15 protein-coding genes and 1 tRNA gene are annotated in these 17,460 nt (G+C 65.6%); 10 read left to right on the top strand and 6 right to left on the bottom strand.

Annotation, left to right across the window (positions count from 1 at the left end; translation table 11 throughout):
• Positions 1 to 27: 27 nt before the first annotated feature.
• Positions 28 to 2,232, bottom strand: coding sequence for an excinuclease ABC subunit UvrB (gene uvrB, locus CBW24_RS14245; RefSeq protein ID WP_088662691.1), 2,205 nt, complete (start codon positions 2,230 to 2,232; stop codon positions 28 to 30).
• Positions 2,233 to 2,404: 172 nt separating this feature from the next.
• Between uvrB and CBW24_RS14240 the strand changes: the two genes are divergently transcribed.
• Entirely contained in the window at positions 2,405 to 2,716 is a 312-nt protein-coding gene (locus CBW24_RS14240) for an ETC complex I subunit (RefSeq protein ID WP_088662690.1), read from the top strand.
• Positions 2,717 to 2,813: 97 nt separating this feature from the next.
• Positions 2,814 to 3,734 carry an MYG1 family protein gene (locus CBW24_RS14235; RefSeq protein ID WP_097374256.1) on the top strand — a complete coding sequence of 307 codons (921 nt, stop codon included), beginning with the start codon at positions 2,814 to 2,816 and terminating at the stop codon, positions 3,732 to 3,734.
• Between the two features lie 10 nt (positions 3,735 to 3,744).
• Here the strand turns inward: CBW24_RS14235 and CBW24_RS14230 are convergent, their stop codons facing one another.
• Positions 3,745 to 4,878 carry a benzoate/H(+) symporter BenE family transporter gene (locus tag CBW24_RS14230; protein WP_097374255.1) on the bottom strand — a complete coding sequence of 378 codons (1,134 nt, stop codon included), beginning with the start codon at positions 4,876 to 4,878 and terminating at the stop codon, positions 3,745 to 3,747.
• A 272-nt stretch (positions 4,879 to 5,150) separates the two neighbouring features.
• Here CBW24_RS14230 and CBW24_RS14225 point away from each other — a divergent pair, with 272 nt between their 5' ends.
• The 7 genes from CBW24_RS14225 to CBW24_RS14195 all read left to right on the top strand — a co-directional run bounded on the left by CBW24_RS14225 (position 5,151) and on the right by CBW24_RS14195 (position 14,055).
• A complete protein-coding gene (locus tag CBW24_RS14225) occupies positions 5,151 to 5,939 on the top strand; it encodes an AraC family transcriptional regulator (RefSeq protein ID WP_232529843.1) in 789 nt (262 codons plus the stop codon).
• A gap of 102 nt (positions 5,940 to 6,041) precedes the next feature.
• Positions 6,042 to 9,059 carry a xanthine dehydrogenase family protein molybdopterin-binding subunit gene (locus tag CBW24_RS14220; protein WP_097373949.1) on the top strand — a complete coding sequence of 1,006 codons (3,018 nt, stop codon included), beginning with the start codon at positions 6,042 to 6,044 and terminating at the stop codon, positions 9,057 to 9,059.
• Positions 9,056 to 9,895, top strand: a complete 840-nt coding sequence (locus CBW24_RS14215; RefSeq protein WP_097373948.1) for an FAD binding domain-containing protein — start codon at positions 9,056 to 9,058, stop codon at positions 9,893 to 9,895. Before CBW24_RS14220 ends, CBW24_RS14215 begins: the two co-directional genes overlap by 4 nt.
• Entirely contained in the window at positions 9,883 to 10,395 is a 513-nt protein-coding gene (locus CBW24_RS14210) for a (2Fe-2S)-binding protein (protein ID WP_097373947.1), read from the top strand. Before CBW24_RS14215 ends, CBW24_RS14210 begins: the two co-directional genes overlap by 13 nt.
• Positions 10,388 to 11,917, top strand: coding sequence for an AMP-binding protein (locus CBW24_RS14205; RefSeq protein WP_097373946.1), 1,530 nt, complete (start codon positions 10,388 to 10,390; stop codon positions 11,915 to 11,917). The genes CBW24_RS14210 and CBW24_RS14205 overlap by 8 nt, the downstream gene beginning before the upstream one ends.
• A 33-nt stretch (positions 11,918 to 11,950) precedes the next feature.
• Positions 11,951 to 12,757 (top strand): enoyl-CoA hydratase/isomerase family protein, encoded by an 807-nt coding sequence (locus CBW24_RS14200; RefSeq protein ID WP_097373945.1) that lies wholly within the window; start codon positions 11,951 to 11,953, stop codon positions 12,755 to 12,757.
• Positions 12,758 to 12,789: 32 nt separating this feature from the next.
• Positions 12,790 to 14,055 carry a benzoate/H(+) symporter BenE family transporter gene (locus CBW24_RS14195; RefSeq protein ID WP_097373944.1) on the top strand — a complete coding sequence of 422 codons (1,266 nt, stop codon included), beginning with the start codon at positions 12,790 to 12,792 and terminating at the stop codon, positions 14,053 to 14,055.
• Positions 14,056 to 14,121: 66 nt separating this feature from the next.
• On the opposite strand, the gene CBW24_RS14190 is transcribed toward CBW24_RS14195, so the two are convergent.
• A complete protein-coding gene (locus CBW24_RS14190; RefSeq protein WP_097373943.1) occupies positions 14,122 to 15,381 on the bottom strand; it encodes an Hsp70 family protein in 1,260 nt (419 codons plus the stop codon).
• Positions 15,382 to 15,515: 134 nt separating this feature from the next.
• Positions 15,516 to 16,151 (bottom strand): superoxide dismutase family protein, encoded by a 636-nt coding sequence (locus CBW24_RS14185; RefSeq protein ID WP_088662681.1) that lies wholly within the window; start codon positions 16,149 to 16,151, stop codon positions 15,516 to 15,518.
• 106 nt (positions 16,152 to 16,257) lie between these two features.
• On the opposite strand from CBW24_RS14185, the gene CBW24_RS14180 reads away from it, so the two are divergent.
• Positions 16,258 to 16,334 (top strand) — tRNA-Arg (locus CBW24_RS14180).
• 17 nt (positions 16,335 to 16,351) lie between these two features.
• On the opposite strand, the gene cas2e is transcribed toward CBW24_RS14180, so the two are convergent.
• Together cas2e and cas1e are read right to left on the bottom strand one after the other, a co-directional pair.
• A complete protein-coding gene (gene cas2e / locus CBW24_RS14175; protein ID WP_097373942.1) occupies positions 16,352 to 16,585 on the bottom strand; it encodes a type I-E CRISPR-associated endoribonuclease Cas2e in 234 nt (77 codons plus the stop codon).
• On the bottom strand, positions 16,585 to 17,460 hold the full coding sequence (cas1e, locus tag CBW24_RS14170; protein ID WP_097373941.1) for a type I-E CRISPR-associated endonuclease Cas1e: 876 nt from the start codon (positions 17,458 to 17,460) through the stop codon (positions 16,585 to 16,587). Before cas1e ends, cas2e begins: the two co-directional genes overlap by 1 nt.

Here is a 17,460-nt window from a genome sequence, read left to right as displayed (position 1 = left end):
GTAGCCCTGCCGCTCGTTAAGGCGCGGTCACCGCTTTTTGCGTCGTTGCACGTTGCCGCCACGTTGTCCCGGGCGTCCGGCGGTGGACCGTCCGCGCGCCTTGGTCGCGGCCTCGCCCGCCGCTGCCACTGCGGCCTGTCGCGCCATTGGATCGTCGGCAATGGCCAGATCGACCGCTTCCAGCCGCTTGACCTCGTCGCGCAGGCGGGCGGCTTCCTCGAACTCGAGGTTCTCGGCAGCCTTGCGCATTTGCACGCGCAGGGCGTCGAGATGCGCCTCCAGATTGGCCCCATGCATCGGCTTGTCGATCTGGGCGGTGACGCGGTTCATGTCCACATCACCCTTGTAAAGCCCGGCGAGGATGTCATCGACATTCTTGCGCACGGTGGCTGGGGTGATGCCGTGTTCCTCGTTATAGGCGATCTGTTTGGCGCGGCGGCGATCAGTTTCCGCCATCGCCCGCTCCATCGAGCCGGTAATGCGGTCGGCATACATGATAACCCGCCCATCGGCATTCCGCGCGGCCCGGCCGATGGTCTGCACCAGCGAGGTCTCAGACCGCAGGAAGCCCTCCTTATCCGCGTCGAGGATCGCCACCAGACCGCATTCGGGGATGTCGAGCCCTTCGCGCAGCAGGTTGATGCCGATCAGCACGTCAAACGCGCCCAGCCGCAGATCGCGCAGGATCTCGATCCGCTCGATCGTGTCGATGTCGCTGTGCATGTAGCGCACCTTGATGCCCTGCTCGTGCAGATATTCGGTCAGATCCTCGGCCATGCGTTTAGTCAGGGTGGTGCACAGCGTGCGGTAGCCCTGCGCTGACACTTTGCGGATTTCGTCCAGCAGATCGTCCACCTGCATTTCCACGGGGCGGATTTCGATCTGCGGGTCGAGCAGGCCGGTCGGGCGAATGACCTGTTCGGTGAAAACCCCGCCGGTCTGCTCCAGCTCCCATGATGCGGGCGTGGCCGAGACAAAGACCGATTGCGGGCGCATCGCGTCCCATTCCTCGAACTTCAGCGGGCGGTTGTCCATGCAGGAGGGCAAGCGGAAGCCATGCTCCGCCAGCGTGAATTTCCGTCGGTAGTCGCCCCGATACATGCCACCGATCTGCGGCACGGAGACGTGGCTTTCATCAGCGAACACGATGGCGTTGTCGGGGATGAACTCGAACAGGGTGGGGGGCGGCTCACCCGGTGCGCGGCCCGTCAGATAGCGGGAATAGTTCTCGATGCCGTTGCAGACCCCCGTGGCCTCCAGCATCTCGATATCGAAATTGGTGCGCTGCTCCAGTCGCTGCGCTTCCAGCAGCTTACCCTCGTTCACCAGCTGATCGAGCCGCTGGCGCAGCTCTTTCTTGATGCTCTGCACCGCCTGCTGCATCGTCGGTTTCGGCGTGACGTAGTGGCTGTTGGCGTAAATGCGGATCTGATCGAAGCTGCCCGTCTTCTGCCCCGTCAGGGGGTCGAATTCGGTGATGCCCTCTAGCTCCTCGCCAAAAAAGGACAGCCGCCACGCGCGGTCCTCAAGGTGGGCGGGCCACAGTTCCAGCACATCGCCGCGCACGCGGAAGCTGCCGCGCTGGAACGCCTGATCGTTGCGCCGGTATTGCTGTGCGATCAGATCGGCGATCACCTTGCGCTGGTCGTATTCCTGCCCGGCGATCAGATCCTGCGTCATCGCGCCGTAGGTCTCGACCGAACCGATACCGTAGATGCACGACACCGACGCCACGATGATCACGTCATCGCGTTCCAGCAGCGCCCGGGTGGCCGAATGGCGCATCCGGTCGATCTGTTCGTTAATCTGGCTTTCCTTCTCGATGAAGGTGTCGGAGCGCGGCACATAGGCTTCGGGCTGATAGTAATCGTAGTAGCTGACAAAATACTCGACCGCGTTATCGGGGAAGAAGCCCTTGAACTCCCCGTATAGCTGGGCGGCGAGCGTCTTGTTCGGGGCAAGGATGATCGCCGGGCGCTGGGTCTCCTCGATGATCCGCGCCATGGTAAAGGTCTTGCCCGTGCCGGTCGCGCCCAGCAGAACCTGATCGCGCTCGCCGTTGCGCACGCCCTCCGTCAGTTCCGCAATCGCAGACGGCTGGTCCCCTGCGGCCTCGAACTCCGTCTGCATCACGAACTTGCGGCCACCCTCCAGCTTCGGCCGCGATTTGACATCGGGCGCGGGGCTGTGGAGCAGGGGAATCTCGGACGTATCGGTCAGGGCGTAGGGCATCTCGGTCTCCGGGGAACTCGGTGACACTTGATCCGTTTTTGTTCTAATTCAAGATGCGGAGACCAAAACGCGCCGGTTTATCGCAGGAAAGAGGGGCCTGTGGCGGCCACCACCCCCTTGCCCGACGCGCCGCGATCCCCGATAAGACACCGAACCTTCAGGAGCCCCGACCATGCGCGCCAGAATCTACCGACCCGCCCGTAACGCGATGCAGTCCGGCACCGCCAAGACCAAGCTGTGGCGTCTGGATTTCGCCCCGGCCTCCTCGCGCGAGGTCGATCCGCTGATGGGCTGGACCAGTTCCTCGGACACGCAAAGTCAGGTGCGGCTCAGTTTTGACAGCAAAGAAGCCGCGATCGACTACGCCAAATCCCACGGTCTGGATTACGTCGTGATGGAGCCGAAGCCGCGCCGCGCCAATGTTCGTCCGCGCGGCTATGGCGAAAACTTCGCCACCGATCGCCGCACCGTCTGGACGCACTGATCCGGAATTTCTTCGTTGCCGCTCCCGAGCGTGGCGCGATCCCATGACCATTCAGGGCGACCCATCCGGTCGCCCGTTTCTTTTGCAGGGCATTTTCATGACCATCACCCATCTCGTCACCCATTCCGGCGGCTTCCACGCGGACGAACTTTTGTCTTCCGTGATCCTGACCCGGCTCTATCCGGAGGCGTCGGTGGTGCGGTCGCGCGATGCGGCGGTGATCGCCCCCGGCGAGGGCAAGATCATCTACGATGTGGGCCGGGACTATGACCCTGAACAGCGCATCTTCGATCATCACCAGCGCCCGGTGCCGCTGCGGGAGGACGAGCAGCCCTATAGCTCCTTTGGGCTGATCTGGAAGCATTATGGCCACGACTATCTGCGGGCGCTCGACGTGCCCGAGGCCGATGTGGACGATATTTACCGCAGCTTCGACAAGGGGTTCGTGCTGCCTATCGACCTGATCGACAACGGCGCGCTGGAGCCGTCGGTTGCCGGACCGCTGGCCGGGCTGACGCTGTCTGCGCTGCTGGAAAGCCTGAAGCCCGCGTTCGACGATGACGCGCCGGGCGCAGATGATCACGCCTTCGCCGCCGCACTGGGCGTGGCGCGGGCGTTTGTCGAGGCGGCGATCCGGGGCCGGGCGGGCAAACGCCGTGCCGAAACGATGGTCCTGAGCGCGATCGAGGCCGCAGGCGAGGGGCGTGTTCTGGAACTGCCACGGGGGATGCCGTTCCGCTCGGCGGTGGAGAAAGCGGGCGCCGATCGTCTGCTGTTCGTTATTCATCCGCGCAATGGCGACTGGGTTCTGACGACGATCCGCAAAAGCGGCGACAGTTTCGAAAGCCGCGCCGACCTGCCCGAACCGTGGGCCGGGCTGACCGATGCGGCGTTAGAGGAGGCCAGCGGCGTGCCAGGAGCGAAGTTCTGCCACAACGCGCGCTTCATCGCGGTGGCCGACAGTCGCGAGGCGATTGGACGTCTGGCCGATCTGGCGGTTGCGGCGGCCAGCGCCTAACATCTGCGTATCAGCGGGCGCGTTTCAGCAGCCACACCAGCACGCCGATCAGCGTGCCCCAAAACGCGCCGCTGACCCCCAGAAGCGTCATGCCGCTGGCGGCGAACAGGAATGTCAGCGCCGGAGCTTCCAGTTTGCCCGGCACGCTAAACGCGCCCGAAAGGGACGACACCAGCGCCGGGATCAAAGCCAGACCGGCGACGGCGGTGATGACCTCGGTCGGGGCGATGCGGGTCAGTGCCACGACCGGCTCCGCGCAGAACGCCATCGCGACATAGCCGATGCCTGAAAATATTCCCGCCCAATACCGCCGGGCGGGATCGCGGCCTGCATCCTCGCCTGACATCATCGCCGCCGTGATGGCCGACATGTTGACCGGGATCGCCCCAAACGGCGCAATCAGCAGGCTCGCCAGTCCCGTGCGGCGGATCAGCGGTTGCCGGTCCACCCTGTAGCCATTCAATTCCAGCACCGCGAAGCCGGGGATGTTCTGCCCCGCCATGGTCACGAGGTAGAGCGGAAGCGCCACGGACACGAGGCCACGCAGGGTGAACTGTGGCATCAGCGTCGAGATTTCGGGCAGGCCGATGCTGGTGGCCGACAACGCTGCGCCGGGGGCGTCGACTGCGGTGAAGGTGATGATGAGAAACGCAAGGATCGTCAAAGGCATCGCCGCCAGCCGGTGCCACGCCAGCCCTGCCGCCCACACGATCAGCAGCGGTGTCACCAGCAAAGGCGCCGCGCCCAGCGCCTGCGCCGGGGCGAGGCACAGTTGCAGCAGCACCCCGGCCAGAAGGGCATTGGCGACCGGTTTTGGGATCGCAGCCACGGCCCGGCCCAGCGCCGGCACGAAGCCGGTCAGCACGATCAGCCCGGCGCAGATGATCGTCGCGCCGATTGCCTCCGCGAAACCGCCCGGCAAGGCGCTGGCGGAGGCAAGGAACGCCGCGCCGGGCGTCGACCATGCCACTGCTGCCGGTATGCGGGTGACCGCGGGCAGCCAGATGCTGCAGACGCCCATCGCGAGCGTGGTAAAGAACAGCCCGGAGGCCACCTGCGCCTCTGTCCCGCCCATCGCGGTAAGCCCGGCCAGAACGATGGCAAATGACGCGGCATAGCCGACGAAGGCTGCAAGCAGCCCCATATAGATGGCCGAAGGTGTTGCTTCCCGGATCACTGCGCTGCTGCCCTGCTTCCTGTCTTTTCGCCGTGCTTAAGAGAATGCGCCGGGAGATGCGAGCCTCCGTCGCGGGCCGTGTCGCCGCGCCTGTATCGTCCGTTCAGCGCGCCCGGAGCCCTCGCGCGGCCCAAATTGACAGGCGCGGGTGCACTCACTACGCTCGGTCCATGTCGACTGCACTCAGGATCGCCCTAGGGCCCTTCGGTCGGGTTGCGCTCCTTGACATGGACCGGCCCTTGGTCAGGCATGCCCATTCCCAATGTCATGTTCTGTTGAAGGTCGAAGGCCATGACAGTCAGTTCGATGTGGATGGGCGCAAAGTCGACCTGACCGACGAAAGCGCCGTGCTCATCAATGCATGGGAAAATCACAGCTACACACACCGTCCGGGCCAGCCGCCGACCGTGATCCTTGCGCTTTATATCGAGCCTGAATGGCTAAGCGGGTTTCGCAGCAACTGGCAGGCCAGCGCCGCGCCCGGCTTCTTCCCGCTTCCGGGCGGGGCGATCACGCCGCAGATGCGCAATCAGGCGCGGGAAATCGCGGAAGCGATGATACAGGATCCCGGCGATGCCGCAGGTCATGAGGCTCTGATCGGGCGGCTGATGATTTCGACGCTGGAGCGGATGGCCCTGTGGCGGGAGCCGTATCCTTCGATCCGCAACATGGCCGGGCGCGTCGGCCTGCCGGACCGCCGTATTTCGCGGGCGCTGCGGGTGATACGCGAAGATCCCGGTGCGGTGCCGTCGATGGACTGGCTGTCGCGCGAAAGCGGTCTGTCGCGCGCGCATTTCTTCCGGCTTTTCGAGGCGGGCACGGGTGTGTCGCCACGGGTCTATCTGAACATGGTGCGGCTGGAACGCGCGGTGGCTGCCGTAGCCAATGAGGACCGCAGCTTTGCCGCGATTTCCCATGACCTAGGATTTTCAGTCCCGGCGCATTTCTCGCGTTTCTTCCATGACCATGCAGGCTCCGCGCCCAGCACCTTCCGCGCGGTGGCAGGTTTGCGAACCGCCTCATTTTGAGACGGTTTGGTAAGTCGCGACACCTGACGGTATCGCGCCGGGCTGCCGCCTTCCCGTAGCGTCTTCGCCAGAGATGCCCATCGCATCTCGGGAGGAGACGACATGGGTTTGGTTGATGCGCCGCTCGCGGGCCGGTCGGTGCCGCGCGTGGAAGATGCAGCATTGCTGTCGGGCCGGGGGAGGTTCGTCGATGACTTGCCGGTCACGCCGGGCACGCTTGCGCTGGCCTTTGTCCGCGCGCCCCATGGTCATGCGGAAATCAACAACGTGGACACGGATGCGGCACGGGCCATGCCCGGCGTTGTGGCTGTCATCACGGGGGCCGATGTCGCGCGCCTGACGCGGTCGATGACCGTGGGCGTCAAGGCGCAGGTCGATTGCTGGCCGATGGCTGTGGACCGGGTCCGCTATGTGGGTGAGCCGGTCGTCATGGTGGTCGCCCGTGACCGCTATCTGGCCGAAGACGCCGCCGAAAAGGTGGAGGTCGCATATACCGCGCTGCCTGCCGTGCTCGCGCCGCTTGCCGCACTGGCCGAGGATGCGCCAGTGCTGCATCCCAGCCTTGGCACCAACCTGATCAACGAGCGGCGGTTCAGCTACGGCGCACCCGATACGGCCTTTGCCGAGGCTGCGCATCGCATCGCGATCGAGGTCGATTATCCCCGCAATTCCTGCACCCCAATCGAAACCTACGGTGTCGTGGCCAGTTACGAGCCGGGCGAAGAGGCCTATGACGTCACCGCCAACTTTCAGGGGCCGTTTTCCATTCATGCGGTGGTCGCGCGGGCGTTGCAGGTGCCCGGCAACCGGATGCGGCTGCGCACCCCGCCCGACAGCGGCGGCTCCTTCGGGATCAAGCAGGGCGTGTTTCCCTATATGATCCTGACCTGTGTCGCTGCGCGGGTTGCGGGCGCGCCGGTCAAGTGGATCGAAGACCGGCTGGAGCATTTGCAGGCCAGCGTCTCCGCCACAAACCGTCACACCCGGTTGGAGGCCGCCGTCACCGCCGAGGGCCGCATCACCGCGCTTGATTGGGATCAGGTCGAAGATTGCGGTGCCCATCTGCGCGCGCCGGAGCCTGCGACGCTTTACCGGATGCATGGCAACATGACCGGGGCATACGCGATTGACCATGTCCGCATCCGCAACCGCGTGGTGCTGACCAATAAGACACCCACCGGGCTGAACCGGGGCTTTGGCGGGCCGCAGGTCTACTACGCGCTGGAACGGCTGGTGGACCGGATCGCACGGCAGCTTGGGCTGGATCGACTCGATGTGATCCGCCGCAATCTGATCCCCGCCGATGCATTTCCTTACCGCACCGCGACCGGCGCGCAATACGATTCCGGCGACTATCAGACCGCGCTGGACCGCGCGGTGACCGAGGGCGGTCTGGCCGACCTGATCGCGCGCCGCGACGCCGCCCGCGCCGAGGGTCGCCGCTACGGTATCGGCTATGCCTGCGTGATCGAGCCGTCCGTGTCGAACATGGGCTACATCACCACCGTGCTGACCCCGGAGGACCGCGCCAAGGCCGGCCCCAAGAACGGTGCGCAATCGACCGCGACCATTGCCATCGACCCGCTGGGCGCGGTGACGGTGAAGGTTGCCTCAGTGCCGCAGGGCCAGGGCCATCGCACGGTTCTGGCGCAGGTCGTGGCGGATGAATTGGGCGTGCCCTTCGACAGCGTGCGCGTGCTTGCCGATGTGGACACAATGCGCGACGCGTGGTCCATCGCGTCGGGCAACTATGCTTCGCGCTTCGCCCCAGCCGTGACCGGCGCGGCCAAGATCGCGGCGCAGCGGCTGCGTGCCAAGCTCGCCCGCGTCGCAGCGCAGCAGTTGAACCTGACAGCTGAGGACGTGGCATTCCGCAACGGGCGCGTGGTGGACAGCGGCAATCCTGACAATTCTGTTTCCTTCGCAAGAGTGGCTGCGGCGGCGCATTGGGCACCGGGCACCCTGCCCGACGGGGTCGACCAGACCATCCGCGAAACGGTATTCTGGACCCCGGACCAATTGCAGGCGCCCGATAGCGAGGACGGGGTCAATTCGTCGCTCTGTCATGGGTTTATCTTTGATTTCTGCGGGGTCGAGATTGACCGCGACACCGCAGAGCCGCGCATCGACGCCTATGTCACCATGCATGACTGCGGACGCATCCTGCATCCCGCGATGGTGGACGGACAGGTCCGCGGGGGCTTCGCGCAGGCGGTGGGCGCGGCGTTCCTTGAAGAATACGCCTATGGCGCGGATGGCAGCTTTCAGGCCGGAACGCTGGCCGATTACCTGATGCCGACGGTGATGGAGGTGCCGGAGCCGCAGATCCTGCACCATGAAACCCCGTCGCCCTTTACCCCGACGGGCGCCAAGGGCGTGGGCGAGGGCAATTGCATGTCCACGCCGGTCTGCATCGCCAATGCCGTGGCGGACGCGCTGTCGCCTGTCGAAGATGCGACCCACGGGCCTGATCTGACCCTGCCGCTGACGGCGAGCAAACTTGCGCCGTTGGTCTTTGCCGAGGAGCCGCAATCGCGCAATCCGCAGGCCGACCCCGCGCCGCAGGCCAGTAGCGCGGGCGGGCGCAAGTTGACCGGCGAAGGCCGGGCCGTGGTTGCCGCGTCGCGTCAGGCGGTCTGGGACATGGTGCTGGACCCGGCCACGCTGGAGGCGATCGTTCCCGGCGCGCATGGCATCGAGAAGGTCTCCGATACCTCATTCAAGGCCGATGTCACGCTTGGCGTCGGCCCGGTGAAGGGCCGCTATAAGGCTGAAATCAACCTCTCCGATCTGGACCCGCCCAACGCGCTGACCCTGTCGGGCAAGGCGGTCGGCGGTCTGGGCACCGGGCAGGGCTCGGGCCGCATCACGCTGACCGAAACGCCTGAAGGCACCGAGATCGCCTATGTCTACGAGGCCGAAATCGGCGGCAAGGTCGCGTCTGTCGGCGGGCGGCTCCTTGATGGCGCGGCCAAGGTCGTGATCGGGGAATTTTTCCGCGCGCTTGCCCGTCATGCGGGCGGCGGTGGCGGTGGCTCGGGTCCGCTGGGCCGCGTGCGCCGCGCGGTCGCGGGCGGGCGCGCAACGCTTGCTACTCTGCTGAAGGGAGGCCGGTCATGAAGCCCGCTTCGTTCGATTTCGTCGCCGCGCGCGACATGGCCGAGGCGCTGGCCGCCCTGCGTGAGGGCGGCGACGCCGCGCGAGTCATCGCCGGGGGGCAGTCTTTAGTGCCGATGCTGAACATGCGGCTCGCCACTCCCGCGACGCTAGTGGACATCTCCCGGATCGAGGAATTGCGCCGGATCGAGAGCGCAAATGGGGCGGTCACCATCGGGGCCGCCGTGCGCCAGGCCGAATTGGCGGCGTGGCCCGATCTGGCTGTGACCCTGCCGCTGATCCACGCTGCGTTGCCGTGGGTCGGGCATATGCAGACCCGCAGCCGGGGCACGGTCTGCGGATCCGTCGCGCATGCCGACCCCAGCGCTGAACTGCCGCTGTGCCTGCTGGTGCTGGGTGGGACGGTGATCCTGCGCCGCCACCGCCGCACGCGGGAGGTTCCGGCGGAGGAGTTCTTCCTTGGTATGATGTCTACGGATGTCGCGCCGGGGGAAATGATTGCCGCGTTGAGCCTGCCGCAGGCCCGGCCCGGCGAAGGTCATGCCTTTGCCGAGGTGGCGCGGCGGCACGGGGATTTCGCCATCGTCTCCTGCGCCGCGAAGGCCGGGGCGGATGGCGCGGTGACGCTGGGGGTGGGCGGCGTCGCCGATACGCCGCGTCTGCTTGAGCTTGCCGCCGACGCCGCCGCCGATCCCGCCACACGCGACGACCAGCTGAATGAATTCGCATGGAGCCTTGGCGCGCGCGACGATCTGCATGCCACCGCCCGCTACCGCCGGGAACTGGTGCGCCGTCTGGGCCGCAAGACCATCGAGGAGGCCCTGTCATGCCGCGCCTGAGTGCCACTGAAACCGCCCGCGTGCAATTCCGCCTGAATGGCCGCGACACCACCGCCGAGGCACATCCCCGCATGCTGCTGAGCGACGTGCTGCGCCACGATGTCGGCGCCACCGGCACCCATGTCGGCTGTGAGCACGGCGTTTGCGGGGCCTGCACGGTGCTGATCGACGGGGTGCCCGCGCGCGCCTGCCTGACCCTCGCCGTTCAGGCCGAAGGCTGTGATCTGCGCACGGTCGAGGGGCTGGCGGATGCGGGCGATGGCGCGCTGTCGCCGCTTCAGGCCGCGTTCCGCGAACATTTCGCCCTGCAATGCGGCTTTTGCACCGCTGGCATCCTGATGAGTCTCGACGCGCTGTTCGCGGCCGACCCGGATGCCGACGAGGCCGCGATACGGGACACGCTGTCGGGCCATCTGTGCCGGTGCACCGGATACACGCCCATCGTGCGGGCGGCTCTCGCCGCACGCGATCGCATCAAGGGAGGAACGACTGATGCTTGACCTGGGAACGAGCTTTCTTGCTGCGGTGGAACGCGATCCCCGCGCGCTGGCCATTGCAGATGGCGACCTGTCGCTCAGCTACGCCGAATGGTTCACACGCATCAGCGCGTTGACTGACGCGCTGGGCCAGATGGGCCTGCGCAAGGGTGATCACTTGGTCACTGGGATGCAAAACCGCTGGCACAATGCGTCGCTGCACTGGGCCTGTCAGTTGGCGGGCATCATCATTACGCCGGTCAATTGGCGCGTCACGCCCGAAGAACTGGATCACGCGCTGTCCGATAGCGGCGCGAAGGCGCTGTTTCATGACGGGTCGGTGGCCGAGGCCGTCGCGGGCTCGCAAATCGCACCGACGCTTCCCACCGTGCCGCTGGACGGGGCAGGCGGACTGGCGGAGATGCTGGACGGGTCCGCCGCCGATGCGATTCCGCAGGCGCGTGCCGATGACATTTCCCTGATGCTCTATACCTCCGGCACGACGTCGAAACCCAAGGGCGTGCCACGCCGTCATCGCGCCGAACGGGCGGGCGCGGTGGCCCATGTGGCGCAGAACCTCTACCGCCACGGGGAGCGGACGCTCGGCGTCATGCCGCTTTATCATACGATGGGCGTGCGCTCGCTGCTGTCCTCGGCGCTGATCGGGGGCGGGTTCGTTTGCCTGCCACGGTTTGACGTGCCCGGTGCGCTGGCCGCGATCGAACGGCACGGCGTGACCAACCTGTACCTTGTGCCGACGCTCTACCACGACATCGTGCATCATGCCGAGTTTTCGCCCGCGCGGGTCGCCAGCGTGACCAAGCTGGGCTTTGCCGGCGCGTCGATGACCGATGGTCTGCTGAAAAAGCTGTCCGAGGCCTTCAAGCCAGAGCTTTTCGTCAATCACTACGGCTCGTCCGAGATTTACACCTTCACCATCTGTCAGGATGCGGCAGCGAAGCCCGGCTCGGCCGGGCGTGCGGCGCTCAACCAGCGCATTCGCGTCGTGCCTCTCGACAGCACCGATCCCAATGCACAAGCCGCCCCCGGAGAAGAGGGTCAGATCATCGCCACGATGCAGGGCGACGAGGCATTCGAAGGCTACTGGAACCGCCCCGAAGCGGATGCCAAGGCGATCCATGAGGGATGGTATTTTACCGGCGACTGCGGCCTGATCGACGAGGATGGCGACCTGTTCGTCACCGGGCGCACCGACGACATGATCATCACCGGCGGCGAGAACGTCTCCCCCGTCGAGGTCGAAAGCTGCCTGTCTCTGCACCCAGGCGTGGCCGAGGTGGCCGTGGTTGGCCTGCCCGACCCGCGCTGGGGCAAGGTGGTGACCGCCTTCGTCAAACGCAGTGGCGATGTGACCGAGGAAGACCTCGACGCGCATTGCCGTGCCTCTGAGCTGTCGAATTTCCGACGTCCCCGCAAATACGTCTTTGTGCGCGAACTGCCCCGCTCTCCGGTGGGCAAGCTGCTGCGCCGTCTGCTTGTCGCTGGTGACTACCAGCCCGAGCAGCCGGAAACGGCAGGCGCCTGAGACCCCCGAACGACAACCGAAAGGACCACCCCCATGACCGAAGGCCTGACCTTCAGCGATCCGCGCCTTGCCGAACTCGACGGCTTCCGCGTCACCCTCGATGCCGCCAACGAGCGTGCCGATATTGTGCTGGATCGCCCGCCCTATAACGTGATCTCGATGGAGGCCCGCGATCAGCTGCGGCTGGTGTTCGAAGCGTTGGACGAAGACGACCGCGTGCGTATCATCGTGCTGTCCGGCGCGGGGGAGCATTTCTCCTCCGGCGGCAATATCAAAGGCTTCCTCGAAGCGACGCCCGAACATGTGTCGAAGCTCGCATGGAATGTCGCCGCGCCCGCACGCTGCACCAAGCCGGTGATCGCGGCCAATCGCGGCTTCACCTTTGGTGTCGGGTTCGAACTGTCGCTGGCCTGTGACTTCCGCATCGTGTCGGAAACCTGCCGCTACGCGCTGCCTGAACAGAAACTGGGGCAGATCCCCGGCTCCGGCGGCTCCGCCCGGTTGCAGAAAATCGTGGGGGTCACCCGCACCAAGGACATCGTGATGCGGTCCAAACGGATCGCGGGCCAGCAGGCGCTGGACTGGGGCATTGCCACCGAATGTGTGCCCGATGCCGATCTGGAACAGGTCGTGTCCGATCTGGTGACAGAGTTGCGCGGCTTCTCCCCGATGGCGCAGCGCACGGCCAAGAAGCTGCTCAACGATACCGAGGACGCGCTGCTGACCACCGCCATCGAACTGGAAGGCTTGAACTACAGCCGCCTGCGCCAGTCCGACGATTTCCGCGAGGGCGTCGAGGCGTTCCACGAGAAGCGCAAACCACAGTTTACCGGTCGCTGAACAGCGATCTAGCGAAGAAGAGGGAGGAAAACATGGAACATAAACAAAGCAGATGGATCGAGAAGGGTCCGGGCTTCGGCGCCGGCCTTGGCGATCTGGGGAAGCATCTGGGCATCAAGACCGCCAGTGCCGGCGTCGTGGCCGCGATTTTCGGCTGCTCCGGACCGGCGCTGATCGTGATCGGCGCGGCCAAAGGCGGCAACCTGACCGAAGGCCAGACCGTTGCATGGCTGCTGGCGATCTACGGGCTCGGCGGTCTCATCAGCCTGATTATGGCGCTCTATTACAAGATCCCGGTCACCGGGGCCTATTCGATCCCCGGCGCGGCGCTGGTCGCCGGGGCGCTGGCGATCTTCCCGTTCGAGCAGGCGGTGGGGGCGTTCCTCATGGCTGGTCTGATGGTATTCCTGCTGGGCATCACCGGGGTGATCGGACGGGTCATGCGTTGGCTGCCCATGCCCATTGTCATGGCGATGATCGCAGGCGCGCTGATCCGCTTCGGGATCGGGGCGGTCACCTCGATCGAGAAACTGCCCATCGTCGTAGGCTCGGCTACGCTGGCGTTCTTCCTGTCGATGCGGTTCCTGAAAACGGTGCCGCCGGTGCTGTCGGCGTTGGTGGTCGGCCTGATCGCGGTCGCCCTGACCGGCAGCTTTGGCGGCGGTGAGCAGGTCATCTCCTTCGTGGCGCCGGAGTTCACCGCGCCGGTCTTCACGCTTGACGCCTTCCTCGCCATCGCGGTGCCGCTCGCAGTGCTGGTGATCGGGGCCGAAAACGCGCAGGCGATCGGGGTGCTCTACGCCGAAGGTTACCGCCCGCCGATCAACGCGATGACCGTGATCTCAGGCCTTGGCGGCATTGCCGCAGGCTTTATCGGGGGCCATAACGCCAATATCGCGGGCCCGATGACGGCGATCTGTTCGTCCGATCAGGCCGGTGAGGACCGTGAAGGCCGCTACGCCGCCACCGTGCTGAACGGCATTCTGTTTGCGGCTTTCGGTATCTTTGCCGGGGTGGCGGTGCCGCTCATCATGGCGCTGCCCGGCCCGCTGATCGGCGCGGTCGCGGGACTTGCGATGATCACCGTTCTGCTGAGCGCGTTTCAGGCGGCGTTCGACCGCAAGGCAGGCTATCAGATCGGCGCCTTCGTGGCCCTGATCGTGGCGATGTCGAACATTTCGTTCTTCAGCATCAGCGCGCCGTTCTGGTCGCTGCTCGCGGGGGCGCTGGTTTCGCTGCTGATCGAAGCGCGGCCAACCGCGGCCGAGCATCGGGCCGAGGCCACGCCCGCCGAATAAGAACAGCCGAGACAGACAAAGGGCTCGCACAACGTGCGGGCCCTTTTGCGTTGCCGTCTGGCGGGATCAGCCCGCCGTTGCCACCGCAAGCCCATCGACCACCGCCGTGAAGGCCTCCGACCGGTGCAGGTTCGCGTGCGGCAGCAATGTCTGCGCTTCCTGCGCCACCATCCCCATCAGGCTGGAACCGCCCACCAGAACAATCCGGCTGACATCCGCCGCCGCCAGCCCGGCATGGTTCAGCGTTTCCTGCATCGTCTGCCGCAGGGCGGCCCGGAACCCAGATAGCGAGGCGTCGAGAGACGCGGGCGTCACGGGCGCGGACAGGCCCGCCCCGATCATGCCCATATCGATAGACGCCGCAGGGCCCGCTCCGCGCCCATTGGCTGCGATCTTTCCGGCCTCGACAGCAAAGGCCAGCTCATGGCCAAGTTCATCCTCGATCACCGTGGCCAGCCGCTCCATCGCGGGCCGATCCTCCGCATGCTTGACCAGATCAGCCACCGCACGTCGGGTGTCGGGGGTGTATAGGAACGGGATCTTGGCCCAGCTCGACAATTCGACATAGATCGCCTTTGGCACCGGCAGCAGACCCTCGCCCAGACTGCGGTGCAACTGACCGCCCAGTCCCAGCAACGGCATCGCGTGATCCATGGACACGGCATGGTCGAAATCGGTGCCGCCCAGCCGGATGCCGTGATTGGCGAGAATGCGGATCTGCCCGGCTTCGATCCGGAAGGCAGTGAAATCCGAGGTGCCGCCGCCGATATCCACGATCAGGCCGGTTTCCGAGCCCGCAGTGGCATCGCGGGTCTGCGCGTGATTGGCCAATGCGGCGGCTTCGGGTTCGGGGAGGAACGCCACGGTGTCGAACCCGGCCGCATGGTAGCAGGCGCGCAGGTCGGCCTCGGCCTGAGCGTCCCGGGCCGGGTCGGCGGAATGGAAATGCACAGGCCGCCCCGACAGAACGCTGGTAAACTGCGCGCCGCTGGCAGCCTCGGCGCGCTTGCGGATCTCGATCAGGAATTCGGTGATCACCTCGGCCAGACTGCGCCGCTTGCCACCAATCAGGCGCGTTTCATGCAGCAAGGCGGTGCCCAGCACAGTTTTGAGCGCCCGCATGTAGCGGCCTTCTTCGCCGTCGATCAGCGCAGAGGCCGCCGCCGCGCCGATCCGCATCGGCCCCCGATTGGCCGGAAAGAACACCGCCGTCGGCAGCGTTTCGGCCCCCGGCTCCAAAGCCAGACGTCGCGGCGCGCCGTCCTCCAAGATCGCAGCGGCGGAATTGGAAGTGCCGAAATCGATAGCGAGAGTCGGGCCGGGCATCTGACAAGTCCTGTGATCGGGCAGAGGCGCGGGGCTAGCCAATCACGCCGCGAACGGCAAGGAAAAACCGGCCCGCGATCCCGCAGGCCGGTTTCCGCACTGTCGTGTAGCTATGATTGTCGTGCAGCTATGGCTTATTCGGTCCGGAACTCAAACGTGCCACAGGCAATCCGGTCACCCGCATCGCCCGAAGGTTGGCTGACGTAATCGTCGGGTCCGTCATGCACGATGAATGCGGCGCCATCCGCATCATCCATCAGATCAAATGTCAGATCCGCCTTGAACACATCAAATGTCGCGGTGCCATCCTCGCCCACCGAGATGTTGGGCAAGTCGCCGGGATGCGGGCCACCCTCGACCATCACGCCATGCTCGGCACCCCCGGCCAGATGCCCCTCGGCCGAGCTGAAATCCTCCGCGGTGCAATCGCCGGTTTCATGGATATGCATCCCATGCGGCCCAGCGGGCAGGCCCTCCAATGCGATCGACACCAGCACCTGCCCGGAGGCCGTTTCCTCGACCCGCACGTCGCCCAAGCTGCTGCCATCCGTGTCCGAGACTTCGGCAATGCCGACCCGGATCACGTCGCCTGCGGGCATCGCTGGCTCGGCCCCTTCGGAATTTGGCGCGACGGTTTGCTCCGCGCCTGCGGCGGGCGCGGCATCGACCTCCGCCTCGGCGCGCGCGTCCTGCGCCCAGAGCGGCGTCATGGACAAAGACCCCGCCAGCAATGCCCCGAAGGCCCCGGCGGTCACAGTGCGACAAGTCATGGGTAATCCCCTCTCCAATGGTTCAATCCCCCAACCGGGCCGTGGGGGCCACGGTTCCAGCTTTTCCTTGCACCGAGCGAAAGCTTGCCGCAAAACGCCGCTCAGCGGTCCCTTAGCTCAACTGGATAGAGCAGCTGACTTCTAATCAGCAGGTTTGGGGTTCGAGTCCTCAAGGGATCGCCATTAGGATGTTCTGTATCTCAGTGCCTCGGGGCGATGGTTGCCACATTGATCGTCCATGGCTTCCAATTTCGTGATTTTGGTGGCGTCCCGGTGGCCCACCAATCGCTGATCACCGACCATGTCCTGTCGCGCACTCCGTGAGACATGTTCGGGGCCACATAGACCCCGGCGGACACTTCGAGCATGACCGAGGTCAGGAACCCACGATAGCGGCTTTCGACATTGCGGGTGACGACTACGGTGAGGGGCATCAATCGCGGCCCTCGATCAGCGCCTTGATGCGTTCGATCATATCAGGGACGATCTTGCGCTTGGCCAATTCGCGCCCGGTCAGGCGGCGGGTGACGCGCTCGATGTTTTCGGTGGGGGTGTCGATGACCTGCTTGGCGGCCTTGAACGCGCACGCGATGGTGATGGTGTCGCGATAGAGATCCGCAATGTCGAGCACGAATGACTGGCCGGGGTCTTCGTGGATGAATCCCAGTTGCGGAATGGTGGATGTGGCGCAGACGGCTATCGCGGCGGCGGCTTCGACGGCGCTCGCGGCGTGATTGAGCGCCTGATTGGGAAGGTCCGCGCTCATCGGGGCGGTGCGGTCGTAGCGGCGGCCCTGCCAATCGATGCCGATGCGCTGGGCCCAGATCGCATAGCTTTCCTTGACCCTCGCGCCTTCGATGCCGCGCAGAACATTGAGGTCGCGATGGGGCAGCACCTCTCCCAGTCGAAGCGCATACATCCGCCGGGCCGTCATTATGCGCAGATCGTCATCCGCCCAGATCCGGGCCTGCAGGCGTGCCAGACCGGATCGGTCCGCGATGATCGGCGGGGCCGTATACATCCGAACACCGTCTTCGCCGACGGCGGCAAGAGCGGTGCGGGCATGGGCCAGTAGTCTGAGCGCATCGTGGCTGACAGTGGAGCCGGGGCCGAGCAGGATGATCGAAACGCCCTGCAAGGGGATGTCGTATTCACCCGCGCTCAATGCGTCGGCGGCTGTGGGGGTGCCTTGGGTGAAGCCGAGCGTGCCGTTGCGCGCGACCAGCGCCCCGCGCGCAAGGTAGAGACACCCGACGCGGTCGACATGGGGCACCTTGGAGCTTTCAAGACCCAGCCGACCTTTCAGCAT

Origin of the sequence: Pacificitalea manganoxidans (genome assembly GCF_002504165.1) — a bacterium.
Taxonomy (GTDB): domain Bacteria; phylum Pseudomonadota; class Alphaproteobacteria; order Rhodobacterales; family Rhodobacteraceae; genus Pacificitalea; species Pacificitalea manganoxidans.
The sequence above is the reverse complement of the archived record's forward strand: the minus strand, read 5'-3'. Positions and strand labels throughout refer to the sequence as shown.

What these genes read in the sequence shown, in the direction of transcription:
- uvrB (WP_088662691.1), bottom strand. Translation starts at nt 2,232, where the DNA reads ATGCCCTACGCCCTGACCGATACGTCCGAGATTCCCCTGCTCCACAGC.
- CBW24_RS14240 (WP_088662690.1), top strand. Translation starts at nt 2,405, where the DNA reads ATGCGCGCCAGAATCTACCGACCCGCCCGTAACGCGATGCAGTCCGGC.
- CBW24_RS14220 (WP_097373949.1), top strand. Translation starts at nt 6,042, where the DNA reads ATGGGTTTGGTTGATGCGCCGCTCGCGGGCCGGTCGGTGCCGCGCGTG.
- CBW24_RS14230 (WP_097374255.1), bottom strand. Translation starts at nt 4,878, where the DNA reads ATGGGGCTGCTTGCAGCCTTCGTCGGCTATGCCGCGTCATTTGCCATC.
- CBW24_RS14200 (WP_097373945.1), top strand. Translation starts at nt 11,951, where the DNA reads ATGACCGAAGGCCTGACCTTCAGCGATCCGCGCCTTGCCGAACTCGAC.
- cas1e (WP_097373941.1), bottom strand. Translation starts at nt 17,460, where the DNA reads ATGCTGAAAGGTCGGCTGGGTCTTGAAAGCTCCAAGGTGCCCCATGTC.
- CBW24_RS14185 (WP_088662681.1), bottom strand. Translation starts at nt 16,151, where the DNA reads ATGACTTGTCGCACTGTGACCGCCGGGGCCTTCGGGGCATTGCTGGCG.
- CBW24_RS14210 (WP_097373947.1), top strand. Translation starts at nt 9,883, where the DNA reads ATGCCGCGCCTGAGTGCCACTGAAACCGCCCGCGTGCAATTCCGCCTG.
- CBW24_RS14205 (WP_097373946.1), top strand. Translation starts at nt 10,388, where the DNA reads ATGCTTGACCTGGGAACGAGCTTTCTTGCTGCGGTGGAACGCGATCCC.
- CBW24_RS14190 (WP_097373943.1), bottom strand. Translation starts at nt 15,381, where the DNA reads ATGCCCGGCCCGACTCTCGCTATCGATTTCGGCACTTCCAATTCCGCC.
- CBW24_RS14235 (WP_097374256.1), top strand. Translation starts at nt 2,814, where the DNA reads ATGACCATCACCCATCTCGTCACCCATTCCGGCGGCTTCCACGCGGAC.
- CBW24_RS14195 (WP_097373944.1), top strand. Translation starts at nt 12,790, where the DNA reads ATGGAACATAAACAAAGCAGATGGATCGAGAAGGGTCCGGGCTTCGGC.
- cas2e (WP_097373942.1), bottom strand. Translation starts at nt 16,585, where the DNA reads ATGCCCCTCACCGTAGTCGTCACCCGCAATGTCGAAAGCCGCTATCGT.
- CBW24_RS14215 (WP_097373948.1), top strand. Translation starts at nt 9,056, where the DNA reads ATGAAGCCCGCTTCGTTCGATTTCGTCGCCGCGCGCGACATGGCCGAG.